The organism is Vibrio sp. ED002, assembly GCF_023277445.1.
Classification (GTDB): Bacteria; Pseudomonadota; Gammaproteobacteria; order Enterobacterales; family Vibrionaceae; genus Vibrio; species Vibrio jasicida.
On the sequence record NZ_CP080238.1, the window covers coordinates 799,213 to 817,629 of the forward strand.

General features: G+C 45.5%; 19 protein-coding genes. 8 read left to right on the forward strand and 11 right to left on the reverse strand.

Annotated features, from left to right (window positions below):
- Positions 1 to 219 precede the first annotated feature (219 nt).
- The 3 genes from ITG12_RS03820 to ITG12_RS03830 all read left to right on the forward strand — a co-directional run bounded on the left by ITG12_RS03820 (position 220) and on the right by ITG12_RS03830 (position 3,471).
- A complete protein-coding gene (locus ITG12_RS03820) occupies positions 220 to 1,326 on the forward strand; it encodes an HlyD family secretion protein (RefSeq protein ID WP_248873660.1) in 1,107 nt (368 codons plus the stop codon).
- Positions 1,316 to 2,317, forward strand: coding sequence for a DUF2955 domain-containing protein (locus ITG12_RS03825; protein WP_248873662.1), 1,002 nt, complete (start codon positions 1,316 to 1,318; stop codon positions 2,315 to 2,317). Before ITG12_RS03820 ends, ITG12_RS03825 begins: the two co-directional genes overlap by 11 nt.
- Positions 2,318 to 2,451: 134 nt before the next feature.
- A complete protein-coding gene (locus ITG12_RS03830) occupies positions 2,452 to 3,471 on the forward strand; it encodes a hypothetical protein (RefSeq protein WP_248873664.1) in 1,020 nt (339 codons plus the stop codon).
- A 51-nt stretch (positions 3,472 to 3,522) separates the two neighbouring features.
- On the opposite strand, the gene ITG12_RS27715 is transcribed toward ITG12_RS03830, so the two are convergent.
- Positions 3,523 to 3,999 (reverse strand): prepilin-type N-terminal cleavage/methylation domain-containing protein, encoded by a 477-nt coding sequence (locus tag ITG12_RS27715; protein ID WP_283102922.1) that lies wholly within the window; start codon positions 3,997 to 3,999, stop codon positions 3,523 to 3,525.
- A gap of 100 nt (positions 4,000 to 4,099) precedes the next feature.
- A complete protein-coding gene (locus tag ITG12_RS03840; protein ID WP_248873666.1) occupies positions 4,100 to 4,969 on the reverse strand; it encodes a LysR family transcriptional regulator in 870 nt (289 codons plus the stop codon).
- A gap of 112 nt (positions 4,970 to 5,081) precedes the next feature.
- Between ITG12_RS03840 and ITG12_RS03845 the strand changes: the two genes are divergently transcribed.
- The 4 genes from ITG12_RS03845 to ITG12_RS03860 all read left to right on the forward strand — a co-directional run bounded on the left by ITG12_RS03845 (position 5,082) and on the right by ITG12_RS03860 (position 8,201).
- Positions 5,082 to 6,293 (forward strand): MFS transporter, encoded by a 1,212-nt coding sequence (locus ITG12_RS03845; RefSeq protein ID WP_248873668.1) that lies wholly within the window; start codon positions 5,082 to 5,084, stop codon positions 6,291 to 6,293.
- A gap of 82 nt (positions 6,294 to 6,375) precedes the next feature.
- On the forward strand, positions 6,376 to 6,957 hold the full coding sequence (locus ITG12_RS03850; RefSeq protein WP_248873670.1) for a DUF1415 domain-containing protein: 582 nt from the start codon (positions 6,376 to 6,378) through the stop codon (positions 6,955 to 6,957).
- 108 nt (positions 6,958 to 7,065) lie between these two features.
- On the forward strand, positions 7,066 to 7,641 hold the full coding sequence (locus ITG12_RS03855) for a nucleoside triphosphate pyrophosphohydrolase family protein (RefSeq protein WP_248873672.1): 576 nt from the start codon (positions 7,066 to 7,068) through the stop codon (positions 7,639 to 7,641).
- 236 nt (positions 7,642 to 7,877) lie between these two features.
- Positions 7,878 to 8,201, forward strand: a complete 324-nt coding sequence (locus ITG12_RS03860; RefSeq protein ID WP_248873674.1) for a hypothetical protein — start codon at positions 7,878 to 7,880, stop codon at positions 8,199 to 8,201.
- A 53-nt stretch (positions 8,202 to 8,254) separates the two neighbouring features.
- Here ITG12_RS03860 and btuD read toward each other — a convergent pair whose 3' ends face one another.
- The 9 genes from btuD to ITG12_RS03905 all read right to left on the reverse strand — a co-directional run bounded on the left by btuD (position 8,255) and on the right by ITG12_RS03905 (position 16,892).
- Positions 8,255 to 9,022: a vitamin B12 ABC transporter ATP-binding protein BtuD gene (btuD, locus tag ITG12_RS03865; protein WP_104026244.1), complete on the reverse strand. Its 768-nt coding sequence runs from the start codon at positions 9,020 to 9,022 to the stop codon at positions 8,255 to 8,257.
- A complete protein-coding gene (gene btuC / locus ITG12_RS03870) occupies positions 9,009 to 10,004 on the reverse strand; it encodes a vitamin B12 ABC transporter permease BtuC (protein WP_248873676.1) in 996 nt (331 codons plus the stop codon). The genes btuD and btuC overlap by 14 nt, the downstream gene beginning before the upstream one ends.
- A 102-nt stretch (positions 10,005 to 10,106) precedes the next feature.
- The gene (locus ITG12_RS03875; protein ID WP_063345203.1) at positions 10,107 to 11,135 is read right to left on the reverse strand and encodes a succinylglutamate desuccinylase; all 1,029 of its coding nucleotides are present in this window, start codon (positions 11,133 to 11,135) and stop codon (positions 10,107 to 10,109) included.
- Positions 11,136 to 11,373: 238 nt separating this feature from the next.
- Positions 11,374 to 13,173 carry a M3 family oligoendopeptidase gene (locus ITG12_RS03880; protein WP_248873679.1) on the reverse strand — a complete coding sequence of 600 codons (1,800 nt, stop codon included), beginning with the start codon at positions 13,171 to 13,173 and terminating at the stop codon, positions 11,374 to 11,376.
- 82 nt (positions 13,174 to 13,255) lie between these two features.
- Positions 13,256 to 13,870: an alpha-ribazole phosphatase gene (gene cobC / locus ITG12_RS03885; RefSeq protein WP_248873680.1), complete on the reverse strand. Its 615-nt coding sequence runs from the start codon at positions 13,868 to 13,870 to the stop codon at positions 13,256 to 13,258.
- Positions 13,867 to 14,415: a bifunctional adenosylcobinamide kinase/adenosylcobinamide-phosphate guanylyltransferase gene (cobU, locus tag ITG12_RS03890; RefSeq protein WP_248873682.1), complete on the reverse strand. Its 549-nt coding sequence runs from the start codon at positions 14,413 to 14,415 to the stop codon at positions 13,867 to 13,869. Before cobU ends, cobC begins: the two co-directional genes overlap by 4 nt.
- A complete protein-coding gene (locus tag ITG12_RS03895) occupies positions 14,412 to 15,218 on the reverse strand; it encodes an adenosylcobinamide-GDP ribazoletransferase (protein ID WP_248873684.1) in 807 nt (268 codons plus the stop codon). Before ITG12_RS03895 ends, cobU begins: the two co-directional genes overlap by 4 nt.
- Entirely contained in the window at positions 15,218 to 16,261 is a 1,044-nt protein-coding gene (cobT, locus tag ITG12_RS03900; protein ID WP_248873686.1) for a nicotinate-nucleotide--dimethylbenzimidazole phosphoribosyltransferase, read from the reverse strand. The genes ITG12_RS03895 and cobT overlap by 1 nt, the downstream gene beginning before the upstream one ends.
- A gap of 19 nt (positions 16,262 to 16,280) precedes the next feature.
- Positions 16,281 to 16,892: a flavin reductase family protein gene (locus ITG12_RS03905; protein ID WP_248873688.1), complete on the reverse strand. Its 612-nt coding sequence runs from the start codon at positions 16,890 to 16,892 to the stop codon at positions 16,281 to 16,283.
- Between the two features lie 667 nt (positions 16,893 to 17,559).
- Between ITG12_RS03905 and ITG12_RS03910 the strand changes: the two genes are divergently transcribed.
- A complete protein-coding gene (locus ITG12_RS03910) occupies positions 17,560 to 18,255 on the forward strand; it encodes an NAD(P)H-binding protein (protein ID WP_039974532.1) in 696 nt (231 codons plus the stop codon).
- Positions 18,256 to 18,417 lie beyond the last annotated feature (162 nt).

The following is an 18,417-nucleotide window of genomic DNA, read 5'->3' on the forward strand; positions in this document are numbered from 1 at the left end:
TCTTTTTGTATCTGCCCCCACCTATCTCGCCTGAGCCTCTACGCTCCTCAGCTCAATCCGACGACTATTCAAATTAGCAAATGTCGTGTAATGGCAATTTTTAGTTACTCACACACTGTATTTTTACACTCAAGTCAACCGGTCTCAGTTTAATTCGCGCCTTATCTTGCGTCGTTCATAAACTCTGACCGTTCTTTTCTATCATCAGTGAGTGTGAATATGTCAGAGACAGCAGCAGAAAACCAAGTAAACCAGACGCCGCAATCGGTTAATAAGGTCAAGCGCACCACCAATGCATTATTGGCACTCACTATGGTGTCCATTGGTACTGCGATTGTGGCAGATCGCATCATTCCGACGACCGATAATGTCCGCGTGGAAGGCAATGTCGTCTCATTGATCCCACAAGTTTCTGGCCAAGTAGACAGCGTCAGCATTAAGCCAAATACCGAAGTCAAAAAAGGCGATGTGCTACTGCAAATTAATACGACCGATCACCAGATTGCGGTCAAGCAAGCAGAAGCAAAGCTCAAAATCGCAGGACAGAATGTTGGCTCGCAAATGGCAGGTGTGATGTCGGCACAAGCTCAATTGACCACCGCGCTCGTCGCACAAGAAAATGCTAAACGCCAAGGGCAGCGAGTTTTAGCCATGGCAGAAAAAGGCGTGGTTTCAAAATCAGATGCAGACACAACTCGTGCAGCCATTGATAAAGCAAATGCCGATGTCGTTAACGCAAAAGCGAACCTAGAAAAAGCAAAAGCTCAGGTGGGAGCGGCAGGTGAAGAGAACGCTCAGATCCAATCGGCTTTACTGGAACTGCAACAAGCGCAACTGAACTTATCACGCACGACAATGCGAGCACCTTCTGATGGCGCTGTGACCAATTTTAATTTGTCGCAAGGCGCTTATGCTACAGCAGGTTCTCCCTTGATGACGTTTGTTGAAAGCGAAGGCTTATGGCTTGAAGCCTTCTTCCGCGAAAACAGCATGGGTAATATTAGCGCCGGAGATAAAGTTGAAATTGCGCTCGATTATGCTCCCGGACAAACCTTCTCTGGTACGGTATCTTCCGTAGATTTAGGGGTTGCATGGGGCGCGAATAATCAGCCAGGCACCTTAGCCACCGTAAAAAATCAAAATGGTTGGCTACGTGATACACAACGTATGCCCGTGACCATTAAGCTCGATGATAAACATGCGGTTGACTTCATGCGCATCGGTGGACAAGCAGATGTGGTGATCTATACAGAGAGCAACGCTCTATTTAACTTTCTTGGCAAGATTTGGATCAATCTAGTGAGCGTGTTCTCTTATGTTAGATAGTCTGACTCAAGAACAAGAACGTCGAATCCTGCGCTATGTTGTCACTGTAGGTTTGGCTACTTTTATGGCGTTATGGTTTAACTGGCCTTTAGCATTTTGTACGCCTCTTTTGACTGCAAAATTCATCGTCGATAAACCGCACTTTCATATCCTGCATGTCAAACAACTTGGCTATGCGTTGATCTCCACCGCGGTCATTGGCTTTTTGGTATCGAGCGGCTTGCCAGAGTACAAAATAGGTTTTCTGGCTGTACTGTCGTTGGGCATGTTGTGGAGCTATTACCTATTTACCGATCCAAAATGGGTAATGTTTGCCACTTTCTTGATGATTGCCCTGATTTTGATTCCATCGGTTACCATTATCGACAAGCAAGCCGCGTTAGACGTGGGCATCGGTTTTGCGTTTTCTGGTATCGTTGCCGTAGCGCTTTACGGCGTGTCGCATATTTACTTCCCTGAAGAAGATGGAACTGAGTTTGAAGGCTTTCCTCCTTCCCCCTTAAGCAAAGAAGTTCGTTGGAATGCTGCGATTCGAGCTTGGATGATGTCGTTTCCCTTGGTTTGTTTTTATTTCTATTTCCAACTGTCACAAATATTGCTCACCGTTGCGTTTGTCATGCTGCTTTCTCTGATGGCAACCAGCGACAAAGCGGGCAAAACATCACTGTTTTTCGTTATCAGTAATGTGTTAGGAGGACTACTCGCTTTCGCCGCTTTCGTTACCATTTCTCTGGTGCCAAATATGTACATCTACATGCTTGTGATATTGGTGGTTATTACGTTACTTGGGACCAAGATTTACACCGAGCCCGCCAAAGCCCCAGTCTACGCCACCGCATTTACGGGTTTTATGGTGTTAATGGGCACCTCCATGAGCAGCGGGGCGCTAGACGATAAGTTTTACGTTCGAATATGGCAGTTAGTGTTGGTCGTTGCTTACATGGTATTTGTGACCTATTTCTTTGAATCTCGCGACAAAAAGGCCGCGTAGTCACATTAAGCTTGGGCACTTTATGGTGCTCAAGCTTTCATCACTATTGTCGCAAACTGGCAATGAATATTTCATCAAATTGGTAATCTCATACCTTCCATATTGTTATTCACTGAAGGATGGGGAAATACGCCATGCTCGATTCACTCGCTCAAAAATTCATTCCACCAAGGCCCTACCTTGTCCTAGGCAACCGCATGTTTTTGCTTTCTATCGTGCTGCTTATCATCAGTGCGTATTTTTATGATGTCGGAGAAGCTTTTGTGGCGGTGGAAGTGGGAATCATCCACTACCTATACAATCTCAAATTCAGTACGACGAAAGACACCCTACTAGGTAGCCTTCATCCTTTGGTCATGACATTAACTGCGGTACCACTTTCCATGGTGCCTATCACTTATGCGCCTTTTACTAGTGCGCTGTTTGCCTTCTTACTCGTCATAACAGAGCGCGATAAACACCACCAAGGAGTACCAAAGTACATTCTGCCGCTGACGTTTATGTTGTTATCGATGATGATGCCAGTAGATATGCCAGCTACAGAACTTATGCTTCAACGTTCAGTATCGGTTGTGCTTGGCATCACTGTGGCGATCATTGCTAGTACGCTGGTTTGGAGAAACACCAATGCCCAGAATGGCTCGATGAACACCACACATAAAATTGGTCGTTTTGATCTTAAGTACTCCAGCCGCAAAGCGCTAGGAATCGGCTTAGTGTTGTCGTTAGGTATATGGGGTGGCGCAGGAGCCGTTTTAGGTGCTTACCTATTTATGATGATCCATAGCCCATTTAGTAAAGACTTAGCACCGAAAGCATGGCAACGGTTATCAGGAACCTTGCTTGGCGCATTAGTTTATTTGCCTGTGGGATTGCTATTGGGCTCGTTCAACGCCGACATGGCAATGACAATAACCATGTGGGGTTTGGTCATCGCTTCGCTATACGGCATCCTTGTGTATCTCGAACACAACTACACCATTGCCACAGCTTGTATCATGCTGCTTATTCTTACTGTATCGGTAGGTCCTTTTAATCCGGAAATGGCTGAATTTATCTTTTCGCAGCGAGTATTGTTCACGGTAATTGGTGGCGTTGCCATGGTGGCTCTTGGGGTTTTGATACCACTGAATGAGAAAGAGGTAACTGCATAAAAAAGAAAAGCCTCCCAATTAAAGGGAGGCTTTCCATTGAATAGTTTGGTTTTAATAGGTAACTGTCACCGTACCTTTTCCACTCACGTAGTCTACTGAGCCAGCATTGCGGTAGGTGAATTGACACGTACCTCCTACCTCAGGGTCACCACTGCTCTCGTACGTTGCGACCAACTCTGTATTTAATGACTCATCTTCACTTACACGAGAACCATCAATAAGCGCATTCCACAACTTCGCGCAATCACCCTCATTCAATGCTGTTGGATATTCAGTAATGGTATTACCACGGAAAAAGCTAATAGATGTGTTGTCATCAAGTACGAGCTCTTTTGGCTCCCCTTCAATGATGTGTTTGCCTTTAACAATACCCAAGGACGCCTCAAGCCCTCCCTTGAAACCATCTAATACAGCAATTTCTGCATCATCCTGTAAGTTCAAAAACTTAGGCGCAGCTGTTACAGCAAGTACCCCAAGCAGAACGATCACAACAACCAGCTCAATCAGACTAAAACCTCTTTGATTCATACTATTACTCTCTCATTAAATTTACAGAACAATATACCGGAACGACATACCGTATTCAATGAGGATAAATAATTTTTGTCATAAAGATTCAACATACGAATCAAACATACCGCTTCACAAAGTCAATGAACGTACGGTCGGCGATGGATAGATAGCCTTGTTTTCGCCACGCGAGTGCAAGGTCGAGCTTAACGCTCGGTTCAAATGGAATACCCACTACACCCTGCTCGTGTTGTGTCACCAATTCGAGAAGCGCGGTAATAGCAAATTCTTGTTTAACGATACTCAGAATGAGCGGCAGCAAGTTAGTTTCGAATGAGGACTTCATCGTAAAGCCATGCTCTTCACTCACGTGGTCTAAGAATTCTCGGTGGAAGTAGCCATGTTGGAACATCACCAAGTCATGCTCGAAAAACTGATCAAATGTGATGGCATTACGCTGAGCTAAATCATGTTCCGGAGCCACGACGGCAACCATTTGGCTAGTAAACAGATGATCCGTTTCTAAGTCTTCTGGTACATCATCACAGCTGATCACGCCAATATCGAGCTGACCATTAAGTAACATTCGACGGATAGACTGAGTGCCCGCCTCCACCAGCGTCAGCTTTAAATCTGGATACTGGCTCTTAAACGCCATGACAATTCGGGGAAAGAAGTAGCTGCCCATCATTGAAGGCGTGCCAAGGCGAACTTCCCCTTTGGCTAAACCCTTGAGTTCATCAATCGCTAACTGCGCATCGTGTAACTGCTGAATTACTCGCTTAGCGTGAACCAACAGGATTTCCCCTTCTTTGGTTAAGCTGATTTTCTTTTCTTCTCGGCGAAACAGCGTCACACCAAGAGACTGTTCGAACTTCTTAATTGAAATACTTAATGCTGGCTGAGCAATGTGCAAAGCCTTAGCTGCATGAGTAATGTTGCCGTGTTCCGCGACCGCCAAAAAGTGTTTGAGTTGTTTAGATTCCATTAGATCAAAAATATATACCAACCATATTTTTAATATATTTTTTCAATCCACAACTAACTGATAGATTGATCACAGTTTCTTTATATTTGCTCGCTCGCATTAGGCAGGACTCATGGTAAGTTTCGGCACTCCGGAATACAAACGCATTACGCTATCTCTGGCGCTCGGCTCTTTTTTGGTTTTCTCAAACCTTTATCTCCTTCAGCCGATGCTGCCAAGCTTTGCGGCGCACTTTCAGATCTCGGAAACTCAGGTGAACTGGTTATTCGCCGCCACTACACTGGCTCTCTCCTTTAGCCTGGTCCCGATGGCTGTGCTCTCTGAATCGATTGGCCGCAAACCCGTAATGATGTTTGGTCTATTCTCGATCCCTGCTATCTCCGCACTAATGCTGTTTGGTGATTCGTTTTTATTCTTAGTCGTGTGCCGAGCTTTGATCGGTATTGCACTTGCCGCGTTTGCTGCAGTTGCCGTTGCTTATATGGCAGAAGAGCTAGATAAACACGCATTTTCAATGGCGATCGGTACTTATATTGCAGCCAATTCATTGGGAGGAATCGCAGGACGTATCAGCGGAGGATTGTTGGCAGACAACTTCAGCATCGACGTTGCAATCGAAGTCATGATGCTATTCACTCTTATCGGCGTGGTCAGCGTCCATTACTTACTACCAAAGCAGAAAAACTTCACCCCTTCTTCGAGCAGTTTAAGGCATCACAATCGAGCTATTATCGGACACTTCAAAAATCAACGTGTGTGGTTCGCCATGCTGATTGGTGGTTTGAACTTTGCGTTGTTCGTTAATCTTTATTCGGTAATGGGATTCCGCTTGGTCAGTGCGCCACATAATGTGCCTGTCGGGTTAGCTTCTCTCATCTTTGTTTGCTATTTGGGTGGTACGTTCTCTTCCCGCTGCGCCGGTCATTGGAGTAAACGCTTTTCGCCGATACTTGGCATGTTTTTGGGCTCTATCGTGAGTATGGCTGGCATGTGGATCGCAGTGATTGAAAGCATACCTGCGATGCTCACAGGTTTGTTATTGATCAGCTTTGGTGCCTTCTTCACTCACACACTTGCTTACGGCTGGGTTGGACAAAACGCAACACAAGCAAAAGCGACGGCGACCGCATTGTATCTCGTGCATTACTACATTGGTGGCAGTTTAGGTGGATTCCTATTGCTCTATTGCTGGCAAAACGGCGGTTGGTCGAGTGTACTCATCGGTGGCAGTGCACTGTACATTGCCATGTTCGCTGCTATCGCATTCTTAAAACACATCATAGAGCGAATCGACGCTGGCGATAACGCAGACATAGCGGCTTAATGAAGCGTTAAACCTTATTGGTTTTATGTTGTGGCACCGGTCTGCTATGCTTGCGCCACATTCATAAAAGCAAGAAAGTCGTATGCCAACGCGCTCAACACAAGAATCACCAAACACCGATATCAATGCGATCACAGAGCAAGTCGATCAATGGCTCAATGATGTCGTGATCGGGTTAAATCTTTGCCCGTTCGCCGCTAAGCCACAGCGCAATAAACAAATCAAAATCTTCGTTAGTGAAGCCTCGCAAGAAGGAGCTCTACTTGAAGACATTTTGCTGCAACTGATCGAACTCAGTAGTACCGAGCCAGAAAAACTGGAGACAACCTTGGTTGTGGTTCCAAACATGCTGCAAGATTTCTGGGATTACAACTTCTTCATTGATTGGGTTGAAGGCTTGATCAAACAGCAAGATTGGGAAGGCATTTTCCAAGTTGCCACCTTCCATCCTGATTACTGCTTTGGCGGTGCAGAACCAGAAGATGATGAAAACCTGACGAATCGCTCTCCATACCCAGTGTTTCATTTGATCCGTGAGGAGAGCATGGAAAAGGTACTTAAGCACTACCCTGATCCAGAGTCTATTCCAGATACTAATATCGCACGTGTCTCAGCGCTTTCAGAAGAAGAACGTAAGAAGCTCTTCCCTTACCTCTTCCGCTAAAACTCACTCCCCAAGAGACAGAATTCTAACCAGTTAGAATGGGATCGCTTGGGGATTAAAGTTCGGTTTGATATGATTGCGACTTCAATCGATTCAATGGACATTAGAATGCAACTGTCAAAGCTAACCCAAGAGATTTTTGATCACCTATACCGTGACATCACCGAGTTCCGTAGCACTTTCGACCTACCAGTGGCGGATGTTGCAAGCCTAGACGTACAAGCAGATACGCTACACACTTCTCTTGCGATCGAAGAGCTTACTGAACTAGCGGAAGCGGATTGCAAAACAGAGCAAGCAGACGCAATCATTGACAGCGTTTACGTTCTAATGGGTCGTCTAGTACACCTTGGTGAAAGCAAAGTTGAAGATAACCTAGCGATCAGTTACCTGATCGATCTACTGCTTAACGTAGCGGTGAACCGTGGTATCGACTTTATCCCTTGCTGGGACGAAGTGCATTCAAGCAACATGAGCAAAGTGTGTCGCAACGAACAGGAATACGCAGAAACAGAAGCGTTCTACGCTGAACAAGGCATCAAGCTGATGGCAGTTCAAAAAGGCGAATACATCATTGCGAAATGCGCAGAAGATTTTGTATCTGAAGGCAAAACGGTACGTAAAGGCAAGGTTCTAAAATCGGTTTACTACCGCCCTGCCGACCTTAAGCCACTTACACAGTAAGTCGTCCATAAGGCACTACAGATAAAATTCAACGCCCACAATACTCGATATTGTGGGCGCTTTTTTATTCTGAGCTTTATTGGACAACTTTCGAGAATTCATCCAAATTGAATCTGCGCGTTGCATTCCCAGCTGCATTGTTATGCTCAAACTAAACACCTGTTCAGTATTTATTGATATTTCTGAGGTCTATCTCTCTGATAACCTTATCTCAGTTACCATATCGTGGATTACCTATGATTCATATATCTCAGGTGTTGCCGTTAGTCGAAAAACAGCTCAAAGAATTGCAGCCTAAAGAAGCGGTAGAGTTTAAGACTTACAAAAGAGATCGCGGCTTTCTGATTTGTTGCCTAGTTGACTGCGAGTTCCAAGTTGTTGAAACGGGGTATCACAATCAAACGATGACGGGAGATTTGGTCAGTACGCGTAAACACGTTAAGAAAGCCCTCCGACGAGAGTTTCCGAGAAGTAATAAAGTTTGGGTGGAGAACTTTAAGGAGGTCGATAACCCATTAGATATCAAGAAGTCCCATTCACATCAGATGCCTCTGTTTTAGTCTCGCAACAAATAAACGCTTGGCATCTGGATGCTCTGTCTTCCTTTAGGATACTAATCAAAAATTAGATACGGCCTTTCTTCTACTAAGACTTTCTTAACTTGAGTTTGGAACACCGCAGCTAATCCTTCTTCTGATAGCACCTCATCGGCATCACCAGAAGAATGCAATACGCCGTTACTGAGCAGTAGTACCTTGTCAGCATGCCTTAGCGTTCGATTTAGGTCGTGGTTTGCGACCAACACCCCGATGCCTTGCGCAGCGACTGCATTAATGAGCTGATATAGCAGTCCTTCTTGGGCAATATCCAACGGCGCTGCGGGTTCATCCAAAATCAATAGCTGAGAGTATGGGTTAATTGTGCGCCACACTTGCAAGCACACTCCAGCTAGACGGACACGCTGCCATTCACCACCGGATAATGTCTGAATGCTTCGATGAAGCTTGTCTTGCAATTGCACCAGCTCAATAACGATATTGACTACGTCCCGTACTTTCTCATTGCCGATATTGGCACCCGTTGGCAGTGAAAGTGCTAAGTATTGAAAGACGTCAACATTGAACGCAGGTCTTGATTGTTGACACAAATAACCACGGATATGCGCTTGTTCTGAAAGTGGCATTGTGAGCAGGTCGTTATTGTCGACAAGTACTTCCCCACTTACACCTTCACGCTGATTTAAGGTTCCAGATATCGCGCCAAGTAATGTGCTTTTCCCAGAGCCGTTTGGACCCACGACATGCACAACCTCACCCGGCTTACATTCAAAGGACAACGGTAGCAGTCGACTTCCAACTGCGATGTGCTTAACGTGCATCATGACTTTTCACCAGCATCCAAATGAAGATAGGCGCACCGATAGAAGTGGTCATCACTCCGAGAGGTAGCTCTGCGGAATCGAGCAACAAACGCGCGCCGATATCCGCAAACACCAATAAAGCTGCGCCAGATATTGCCGACAGAGGCAACAGGTAACGGTTTTCTGTACCAAACGCTAATCGAAGCAAATGCGGCACGACTAAGCCCACAAAGCTAATGATCCCACCCAATGCAACAGAACCACCAACGAGAATGGAAATTGCAAAAATGAGCTTCCAACGCATCTGATGAACATCAATACCTAGTTGAGTGGCATGGATTTCCCCAAGCATCAACTTGTCCAGTGGCTTGCCCTTGCTGCAGAGCCAAATCAGCACAGGTAGCATGACTAAAGTGACGGTGTGCTGATACCAACTTGCACCACCAATGCTGCCCATTAACCAGTACATTAACTGACGGAGGCTTAAGTCATCGCTAAAGTAGAATGCCCAAGTCACAATGGCGCTCGACAGAATACCCAGAGCAACACCGACAAGCAGCAGCCTTGCGGTAGTGAGATGCATCGCCCGCGCTATGCCAACCAATATGACGGTGAATAGCATCGAGCCAGCGATCGCGGCTAACATAAAAATCATTGGGGAAGGCAAAACAGGCAAAGCAAACATAGCTAGCACCATCGCCAAACTCGCGCCCCCCGAGATCCCGAGAACGCCGGGTTCGGCTAATACGTTCCCAAGTAAGACTTGCAATGTTGCCCCTGAGACCGCTAATGCGGCGCCAATTATCGCAGCGGCTACCAAACGTGGCAGACGCAAATCCAATAACAGTTTTTGTTCAAACGCAGAAAGAGATTGAAAAGGAGAAAGGAAAACCTCTCCGACCATCAAATGAATGGCAGAGAGCAGCACGAGAATCACTGACATAATCAAAAGATTGCGTTGCCAGCGTCGCTCCTTGTTCAGGATAAGTTGTTGAAAATCCATAGTGGCCGATAAATACAAACGAGGCTTAACCTTACAGTTAAGCCTCGGTAAATTGCAAATGACTTAGTATGCTTATTTACCCTATTTTAGGGCTTACTCGCATCAATCGTAGACTAATTCGCCATCTTCAAAGCGTGTTTTCACTTCACACACCATTAACGCTGCGCGTTGACCAATCGCGACGTGGCGATTTGGGAAAACAACGGCTTCGTTATCGTTCTTCGCCATCAACGGTTTGTCACCATCGTGACCAAACACTTCGCCGTGAACGAATGAGGTAAAGTTCTCGACGTTGTCATCAAACATGAAATCGAAATCTTCGTGCAAGCGCACAATCGTACGGCTTACGCGGTACTTAATACATGGCTTAGATAAGTGCTCTGCTTTTGATTCTGCAATTAAATTACGTAAAGAGAGGTCAAATGCAGTCATCTTATCGAGATCGTTTTCACCAATGCGAGCAACACGACCAAGCTCCATCGTCAAAGCTTGAGCGCCGTAGTTCTCTGCACTGAACCAACTAAATGTACTCGATGGAGAGTTAGACAGTAGCACCGCTTCAATATGTGCGCTGTCTAGAAAATCAATAAGTGCTTTACTACGTACCGGATGGCGCGTTTTCGGACTCACCGCAAAGGTATAATGCTTTGACCCACGAATCGCACAGTGTAAATCAAGATGCCAACGAGTGTTTTCCGTAGTGTCTTGGTAGAAATCTCTCACCAACAGTTTGAGTGTATCTGCGATAGCTAGCTCTTTGGTTGGTTCGTGTTGTTTGTCGTCAAAGAGACGATTGAGGTTTTCTTCAAGAAATCGCGTATGGGCCAGTGTTGATTCTGGATGGGCGATAATAAATAGACAACGAGCTTCGATTTTTTGGAAACCGGATTCAATGTCTTTAATGATTGAATCCACTAACTCCATCGGTGCAGTTTCGTCCCCATGGACACCGCATGAAATGATGATGTTCTTGGTCTCCTGAGTGTAGTCATCAGGAATTACTTCGAGCACACCACGTTGATAGAGTTTCAGTTTTACACCGTTAGTCAGCACCTGCTCCGCTGGCGCAACATCAATATGAACATCTAACGTGTCAGTTAAAAACGATTGGCGAAAGAGAGACTTCGTCATGCGTTACTCCTTAATAGCACGGCAGGTATGTTAATAAATTGTACAAAGGATTTTTGTTGTTGCGATCCCACTTATGAGTAGAAACCGTCAATTTTCACGAAAATCCCATACCTTTCCGGACCATGCACTCAAACCAAGCATTGAGGCGTATGTTTTTTGAACAATTACAAAGTGTTAGGGCTGTGAACTTTACCACAGCCCTAAATAAGATCATCACGATCTGATCAACTTTTCGTACTTACTCACTACGTTGTGCGAGTAAACGTTCAAATTCGTCTACTTTGTCACGAACGAGTTCGACGCTCTGCTGCCAAAATTCTGGTTGCGTAAGATCCATCGATAAGTGTTTGGCTACTACGTCCTCTGCCATCATATTGCCAGTATCACGCAACAATTCCACATAGTCACTGTAGAAGCTCTCACCTTTCGAAGCGCGCTGCGCGTAAATGCCTTTACTGAACAAGAAGCCGAACAGATATGGGTAGTTGTAGAAACTCACTCCAGAAATTGAGAAGTGCAGTTTGCTCGCCCAGAAATAGGGGTCAGCTTCGCTCATCACATCGCCATACCAATCTTTCCACGTTTCTGACATTAGCTCACAGAAATCATCTGCTGTCAGTTCGCCCTCTTGGCGACGCTCGTAGAACGCTTTTTCGAATTCGTAACGAACTGGAATATTGATCATCAGCGCCAACGCCGAAGAAAGCTCTTCCCACAACATTTCGAGCTTGTCATCCACACTTTCTGCTTTTGAAATCAGATGATCACGAACGATGTTTTCAGCGAAAATCGAGGCAGTTTCTGCCAACGTCATTGGGTAGTACGTTTGGCAAAGCGGCAAGTCACGAATCACCCAGTTGTGAAACGCATGACCAAGCTCATGAGCAAGCGTCATCAGGTCTGAGCGGCTACCACTCCACGTCATAAAGACAAGTGGCGTACGTGTCGCTGGCAGCTTGGTACAGTACGCACCAAGACGTTTATTGGCATTGGGTGCTGCATCAATCCAACCGTTTTGTACCATCATGCGGACAAACTCGGACATGTCTGGATTCACGGTTTCGAACGCTTCACAAATGACGTCGATTGCTTCATCGAAAGGGTAAACTTTCGCTTCACCACTCAAAGCAGGCATCGCAGCAAGATGATTCCACGGTTTCATCTCATCAAAACCGTGCACTTTTGCCATTAGTAAGCCCGCTTTCTGGCCTATGTCACGGCTGTCTTTTGCAACCGTCATCATTGAATCAAGCGTTTCAGCTTTAATTCGACTACCGTGCAAACTTGGGTCAAGGAAATGAACATCACGTTTAACAGAACGCTTTTTGTTTTCCGTTAAACGCCAGCCTGAAAGTGCATTGAGAATCGCTGCGAACGATTCTTGATGTGTGGCCATCGCCTTTTGCACACCGCGCCATGCACCTTCTTGACGCTCAAACTCCGAGCCATAAAGAATACTTGCCGCTTGGGAGAAGCCGAGTTCTTCGCTCTCGCTATCCGGATGTTCTAATTGAACTTTTAATGAACCTGTAAGGTTATTGTAAAGCTTACCCCACGCCGATTTTCCATCCACGCTCATTGCCGCTAATAACTTCTCTTCTTCGGTGCTTAGGCGTGTGTCAGCCAGTTTGCGAGAGTTCAGGATTGAAAACGCCTGACCATTAATGTCTGGATTTTCATGATCCAAAACGCGAGTAATGAACTCTTCATCAGCGTGAGTCAATTTAAGCTCAAAGGCACTGTAAGCTTGAGAAAGCTCGGAGAAGATACGCGTCATACGACCTAGCAGTGCTTTCGCCTCTGCATTTGTCGCATCCACTGACGCGTAACAGTTAGCGAAGTTCGCAATAGTGCCAGCCAAACGGCTTGCCGCCTCGCTGGTTAAGATTGCGTTTTGCATCACTTCAACAGAGTTACAATCGGCAGACTGTTTATTGAGTAGGTCAATGCATTGCTCTACAAGGGCAATGTCATCTTGAATTCGTGGGTCAGCGAGATCGTTATAAACGATGGATAAATCCCAGCTAGGAGCGGTCATTTATGGTTCCTTTTGATGTAATCGAGCCAGCCCTTTTCTCTCTTAAACTCGGTAGAGATCCAAGCGTTGGCTACTTCCGTGACTAATTTTCAAATAGTGGTACGCCTATCGAACGAACTGAGGCGTAAATCTGATCATCGATGGTAATTGTTATATGTGTTACTGACGCATTTCCTATCGCTAATGTCGAATACCATCGCGGATTGCGCCAATCTACACCCAATACATGGGCAAGAATCATTCTAATTACGCCACCATGCGTGACAATTAGCAAGTTGTCATTGATATCGTTGATGATTTGAGACCAAGCACAAGTTACACGATGAGAGAAATCATCCAAGCTCTCGGCATTCGGTAAGGTGTGTTGTGCCGGTGCTTTCCAAAACGCATCAAGCTTATTCCAGTGCTCAGAAAGCATGTCAAATGGGATGCCGTCGAAATCACCAAAATCCAATTCTTGAAGTTGTGGTTCCACACTTAAAGGCAAAAGTTGCTGCTCAGCAAGTATCTCAGCAAGGTCGTGACAACGTGACAAAGGAGAGCTGATGACCCCTTCGACTTCTCGATCCATTTGTTGCCAGGCTTGAGCAATTTTGCGTTGCTCAACATCATCCACTTTTAAATCGACTTGTCCGTGTAAACCTGGGGCGGCGTTCACTTTTCCGTGTCGCAGTAAGTAGATATTCAACGTTTTCATCTTTTCCCTTCCTGTGGTTTGAGCTCAAGCGGCAAGCCTGCGGCGACAAACGTGACATGCTCACACACTGTCGCCAACTTTTGATTCATCCGTCCCGCATTATCAACAAAATAACGACTGACGGCGCCGAGCGGCACAATGCCCATACCGACTTCGTTAGAAACAACAATCAGCGTCGCGTCAGATTGCGCCGCCGCATTCACCAACAACTCAATTTGCTCCTCTAACCGCTCATTACAGCAGTCATCACCGAGTTCAAAAATCCAGTTGTTGAGCCAAAGCGTAAGGCAATCAACTAACACGACATCTTGAGACGAAAATTCACAAATGAGCTCAGGCAAGTTAAGCGGACACTCATGTTCAATCCACCCAGCCCCTCGCTGCAGTCTATGGTGAGCAATGCGTTGCTTCATTTCATCATCAAAAGGCAATGCCGTCGCCACATAGTGAAGCGTTCCGTTTTTATTTTTTGCCCACTGTTGCGCCTTGCTCTCTGCTAAGCTCGACTTTCCTGAGCGAGCACCACCTAGAATAAGTTGCTTCATAATGAATGACTAAATGCGATAAGAATGAGATAAACAAGCAACTCTGAAAGCTGCTGCGCGGCACCAAGGCAATCGCCAGTAAATCCGCCGATACGTTTGGTCAGCCAGCGTTTAAAGCCGACACGAAACAGTGCCAATACCAATACAACCACAGCAGCCTGAGTCACGCCCAATAACAACGCGACAACCCCACCAGTTAAGAGCAGTATCGCGACCTCTAAGCTCGATTGTTTATTCGCTAACGATTTGCTTTTCGAGGTGTCAGCGTCACTAACGTAAGGCATGTCGTATATGAGAGTGGCAGCCAGTGCTCGGCTCACGGTGTACGCCACAACAATCATCAGCCAAAATTGAGGTTCATTGGCTAACTCGCTCCAAAATACAAACTTCGCCAGCAGCGCCATCATTAGCGTTGCCGCGCCGTACGTCCCAATGCGGCTGTCTTTCATGATGGTTAAGCGGCGCTCTAACGTCATACCACCGCCAATGCCATCCGCCATATCCGTTAAACCGTCTTCATGGAACGCGCCGGTAAGCAATAGGCTAAAAGCCATAGTTAACACGATGGCAACTGAGTTTGGGAACAATAAACTTGCCAGTGAAAACACAGCTGCGCACAGTAGCCCAAGCAACACACCGACCAAAGCAAAATATCGGCCTGCTTGGTTCATGCGCTTTTCACTGTAAGGTAAATCAGAAGGCACTGGTATACGGCTAAAAAAGCTTACTGCGAGCAAGAAAAGCTCACTCTGATAGCGCAAAGAACAAGTCTCTGAATGAAGTGTATTATCCGAAGCAGACACTAAACCGTCACTCCCGCACTCTCAAAACTTGCCATGTTGTTGTAAAACTGAGCCGCCGCTTTTACCAGTGGCAAAGCAAGCGCTGCTCCAGTTCCTTCACCTAAACGCAAACCAAGATCCAAGAGAGGCTCCGCTTGCAAACATTCCAGCACAAACTTGTGCCCATTCTCTTCTGAGTTATGAGCGAACAGCATGTAATCTCGCGTCTCTTCATCCAATAAAGTCGCGACGTAAGCGGCTACAGAGACGATAAATCCGTCGACTAAAACAGGCGTTTTGTGGCGTTTCGCTTCTAAGAATGCGCCAACCATTTGCACGATTTCAAACCCACCGACTTGTGCCAGTGCGCCTTTGCAATCAAGGTCACGGCAGCGATTCACACCTTGTGCGACTAACTTGATCTTACGGTTTAGCTGCTCTTGCGTAATACCCGTACCATAGCCAACGCAATGGTCGACTTCCAATGGGCTCAGAGCAGTTAACAATGCCGATGCAGAACTGGTATTGCCAATCCCCATCTCACCAAACATCAATAAGTTCGAGCCATTAAGGATCGCCTGCTGCGCGACTTGGGCACCATATTCCAAACCTAGCGCGACTTGTTCTAGTGACATCGCCGTTTGTTTAGCAAAGTTTGCCGTGCCATTTCCCAGACGTTTCTCAATCAAGTTGGGATGATTTTTAAAGTCAGGAACTAAGGTATCGATCGGTGACAACATGCCACAATCAATGACCTTAAAGTCAATTTGGTTGAGATCGCAGAAACAGTTAATGGCGGCGCCACCAGCGAGAAAATTCGCCACCATTTGTTGAGTCACAGCGCTTGGCGCAATGCTCACCCCTTCTTCGGCGATACCGTGATCACCAGCGAATACCAACATGGTTGGTTTGCGAATTTCTATTGTTTCAACCGCTTGAGGCTTATCTTGGCTTTGAATTAACGCCAGTTCTAGCGCCACTTTTTCGAGCAAACCAAGAGCGCCTACTGGTTTGGTTTTGTTATCAATGCGAGCTTGAATTTCTGAGGCAAAAGAGCGATCCATGATGATGATTCCTTATGCTTTATTTTGGACGAGCGACAGAAAAAGTTTTTTCTAACGTGGCGTACTCATTTCCACCAAGCCTTGCTAATGGGTCAACCGCAAGAGCGTCGACTTTTAAACGATCACCTTCCATGGATATGACCCGTTCATCGACATAAATGAGTTCAATTTCTGCAAAGATCAAACTTTGTGGTGTCTCCCCCATCTCTATCACTTCATGCAACTTACAGCCGAATGCAATTGGCGCGCCCTCTAAGCGTGGTAATTCGAAACCTTGGAAATCAACCGTCTCAAGTTGAGTCATCTCCAGTTCAGATTCCCCATGTTCTAATGTGGCAGAAGATAAAGTGACTTTATCCGCGAGATCGCTGGGTGCAATATGGATAACCAACTTACCTGTCTCTAATGCATTTCGCGTGGTGTCTTTGATGTCACCATTGGGCTTTTTCCCCACAGAAATCATCAATAAAGGTGGGTGGCTGGAGACTGCAGTAAAGTAGGAGAATGGAGCGAGATTGAAGTTTTTCTCACCTGAGTCTGTGAGCACCCAAGCGATTGGGCGAGGAATGACAGTTTGAGTCATCAAATGGTACACCTGCGTTGGCGCAAGCGTACTGAGATCTATGTTCATACGACGTCCTTGGTCTGAAAAGTCTCGAATGAGCCAATGGCTCGTTTTTTAAAGACAACAAGTGTACGCCTCTTGTGTGCAATTTCACCTAATTTTCTCTTTTTGACTGGCATTGTTGTCATTTCGACTGTCATATTGATAAAAATGTTATTTCAACAAGCTTGTTCCACTAAGGAAAGCATTCAACTTAAACCAACTCAGTCTCAGTCATTTATTTTTCAGCGCTCTAATTGATAACGTCCGATGGTCAAAATCAGTCTAACCAAACAACTTAAGGTATTGATAAATAAAATTATCCAATAGATCACCCAACAAAAAATAGGCGTAAATGAAGCGAGAGCTGATTGCCTCATCGTCTGTATTTTGAAAGTTGGCACGTGTGATGCTTTAAAGAAATCGTCCTTAACAAAAAAGCGAGAAATTATGTTTGCCAATCAAAGTCGTCGCCCCGCTAAGAGAGGCAAGCCTAACCCAACCCGCCAACCTCGGCGATCCATACCCTTATCATTCTCCTAATAAAAAAGACCCGTTTGTCCCGCGGGTCTTTTTATTTTTGAAAAGACAAAACAAACAAGTTAAATATCAAACATTGTATTCATGCCTAATGTTTGTTCAGGTAAATCAGCTACAATAGCGTAAGCATTTGTTCTCTATGAGGAAGAAGACAATGAGTAACAACACGAACGCATGCGTCATCATTGCTGGTGCGACGGGGCTTGTCGGCAAAGCTGTCATCAATAAATTGGTTTCACAACCAAGTATTGATTCGCTCTACTCCCTTTCTCGAAAATCGTTGACTGATGTCGCCGATCCTGACAACAAGATTATTTCCATCTTAGATGCTGAGTTAGCCATTCATGACTGGGACGAACAACAACCTACCCCAAACGTCGGCTTTATTTGCTTAGGAACGACGCTAAAACAAGCAGGTAGTAAAGATGCTTTGCGCAGAATCGATGTGGAATTGGTGTGTAAAGTCGCGCAACAAATGAAGATGATCGGTGTGAAACGCCTAGCTGTGGTTTCCAGCTTAGGTGCAAAAGCCTCTTCATCATCTCATTATCTTGCTTGTAAGGGCCACATGGAAAAAAACATCGAGAAAATGGGCTTTGATGAAGTGGTGTTTGCAAGACCTGGCCCCTTAGTCGGTCAACGTGAAAACCCTCGAACTGATGAAAAGCTCATTCAAACGCTTTTCAAAGTCATAAGGCCACTTATGCTGGGTAATTTGGCTAACTTTGTGCCAATTCATGCCCAAGATGTAGCCAAAGCGATGATTTACCAAGTTTTCAGCTATCAACAAGACCCTATCGTTTATTTGCATCGGAGAGAAATGCTCGACCTCATAAAGCACTACGATTAGAAATCTGGTTGGAATTCGCTCTAAATCAATGATTAACGAGAAGTGCGTCGCGTATTTATATTCATTTTAGATCTATCTAATACCTGTTTTTCATTTTTAAAGTTATATCCCGAGCGTTATCTTACGCCATCAGTTTATAGCTCTATATAAAAAAACAGTCAG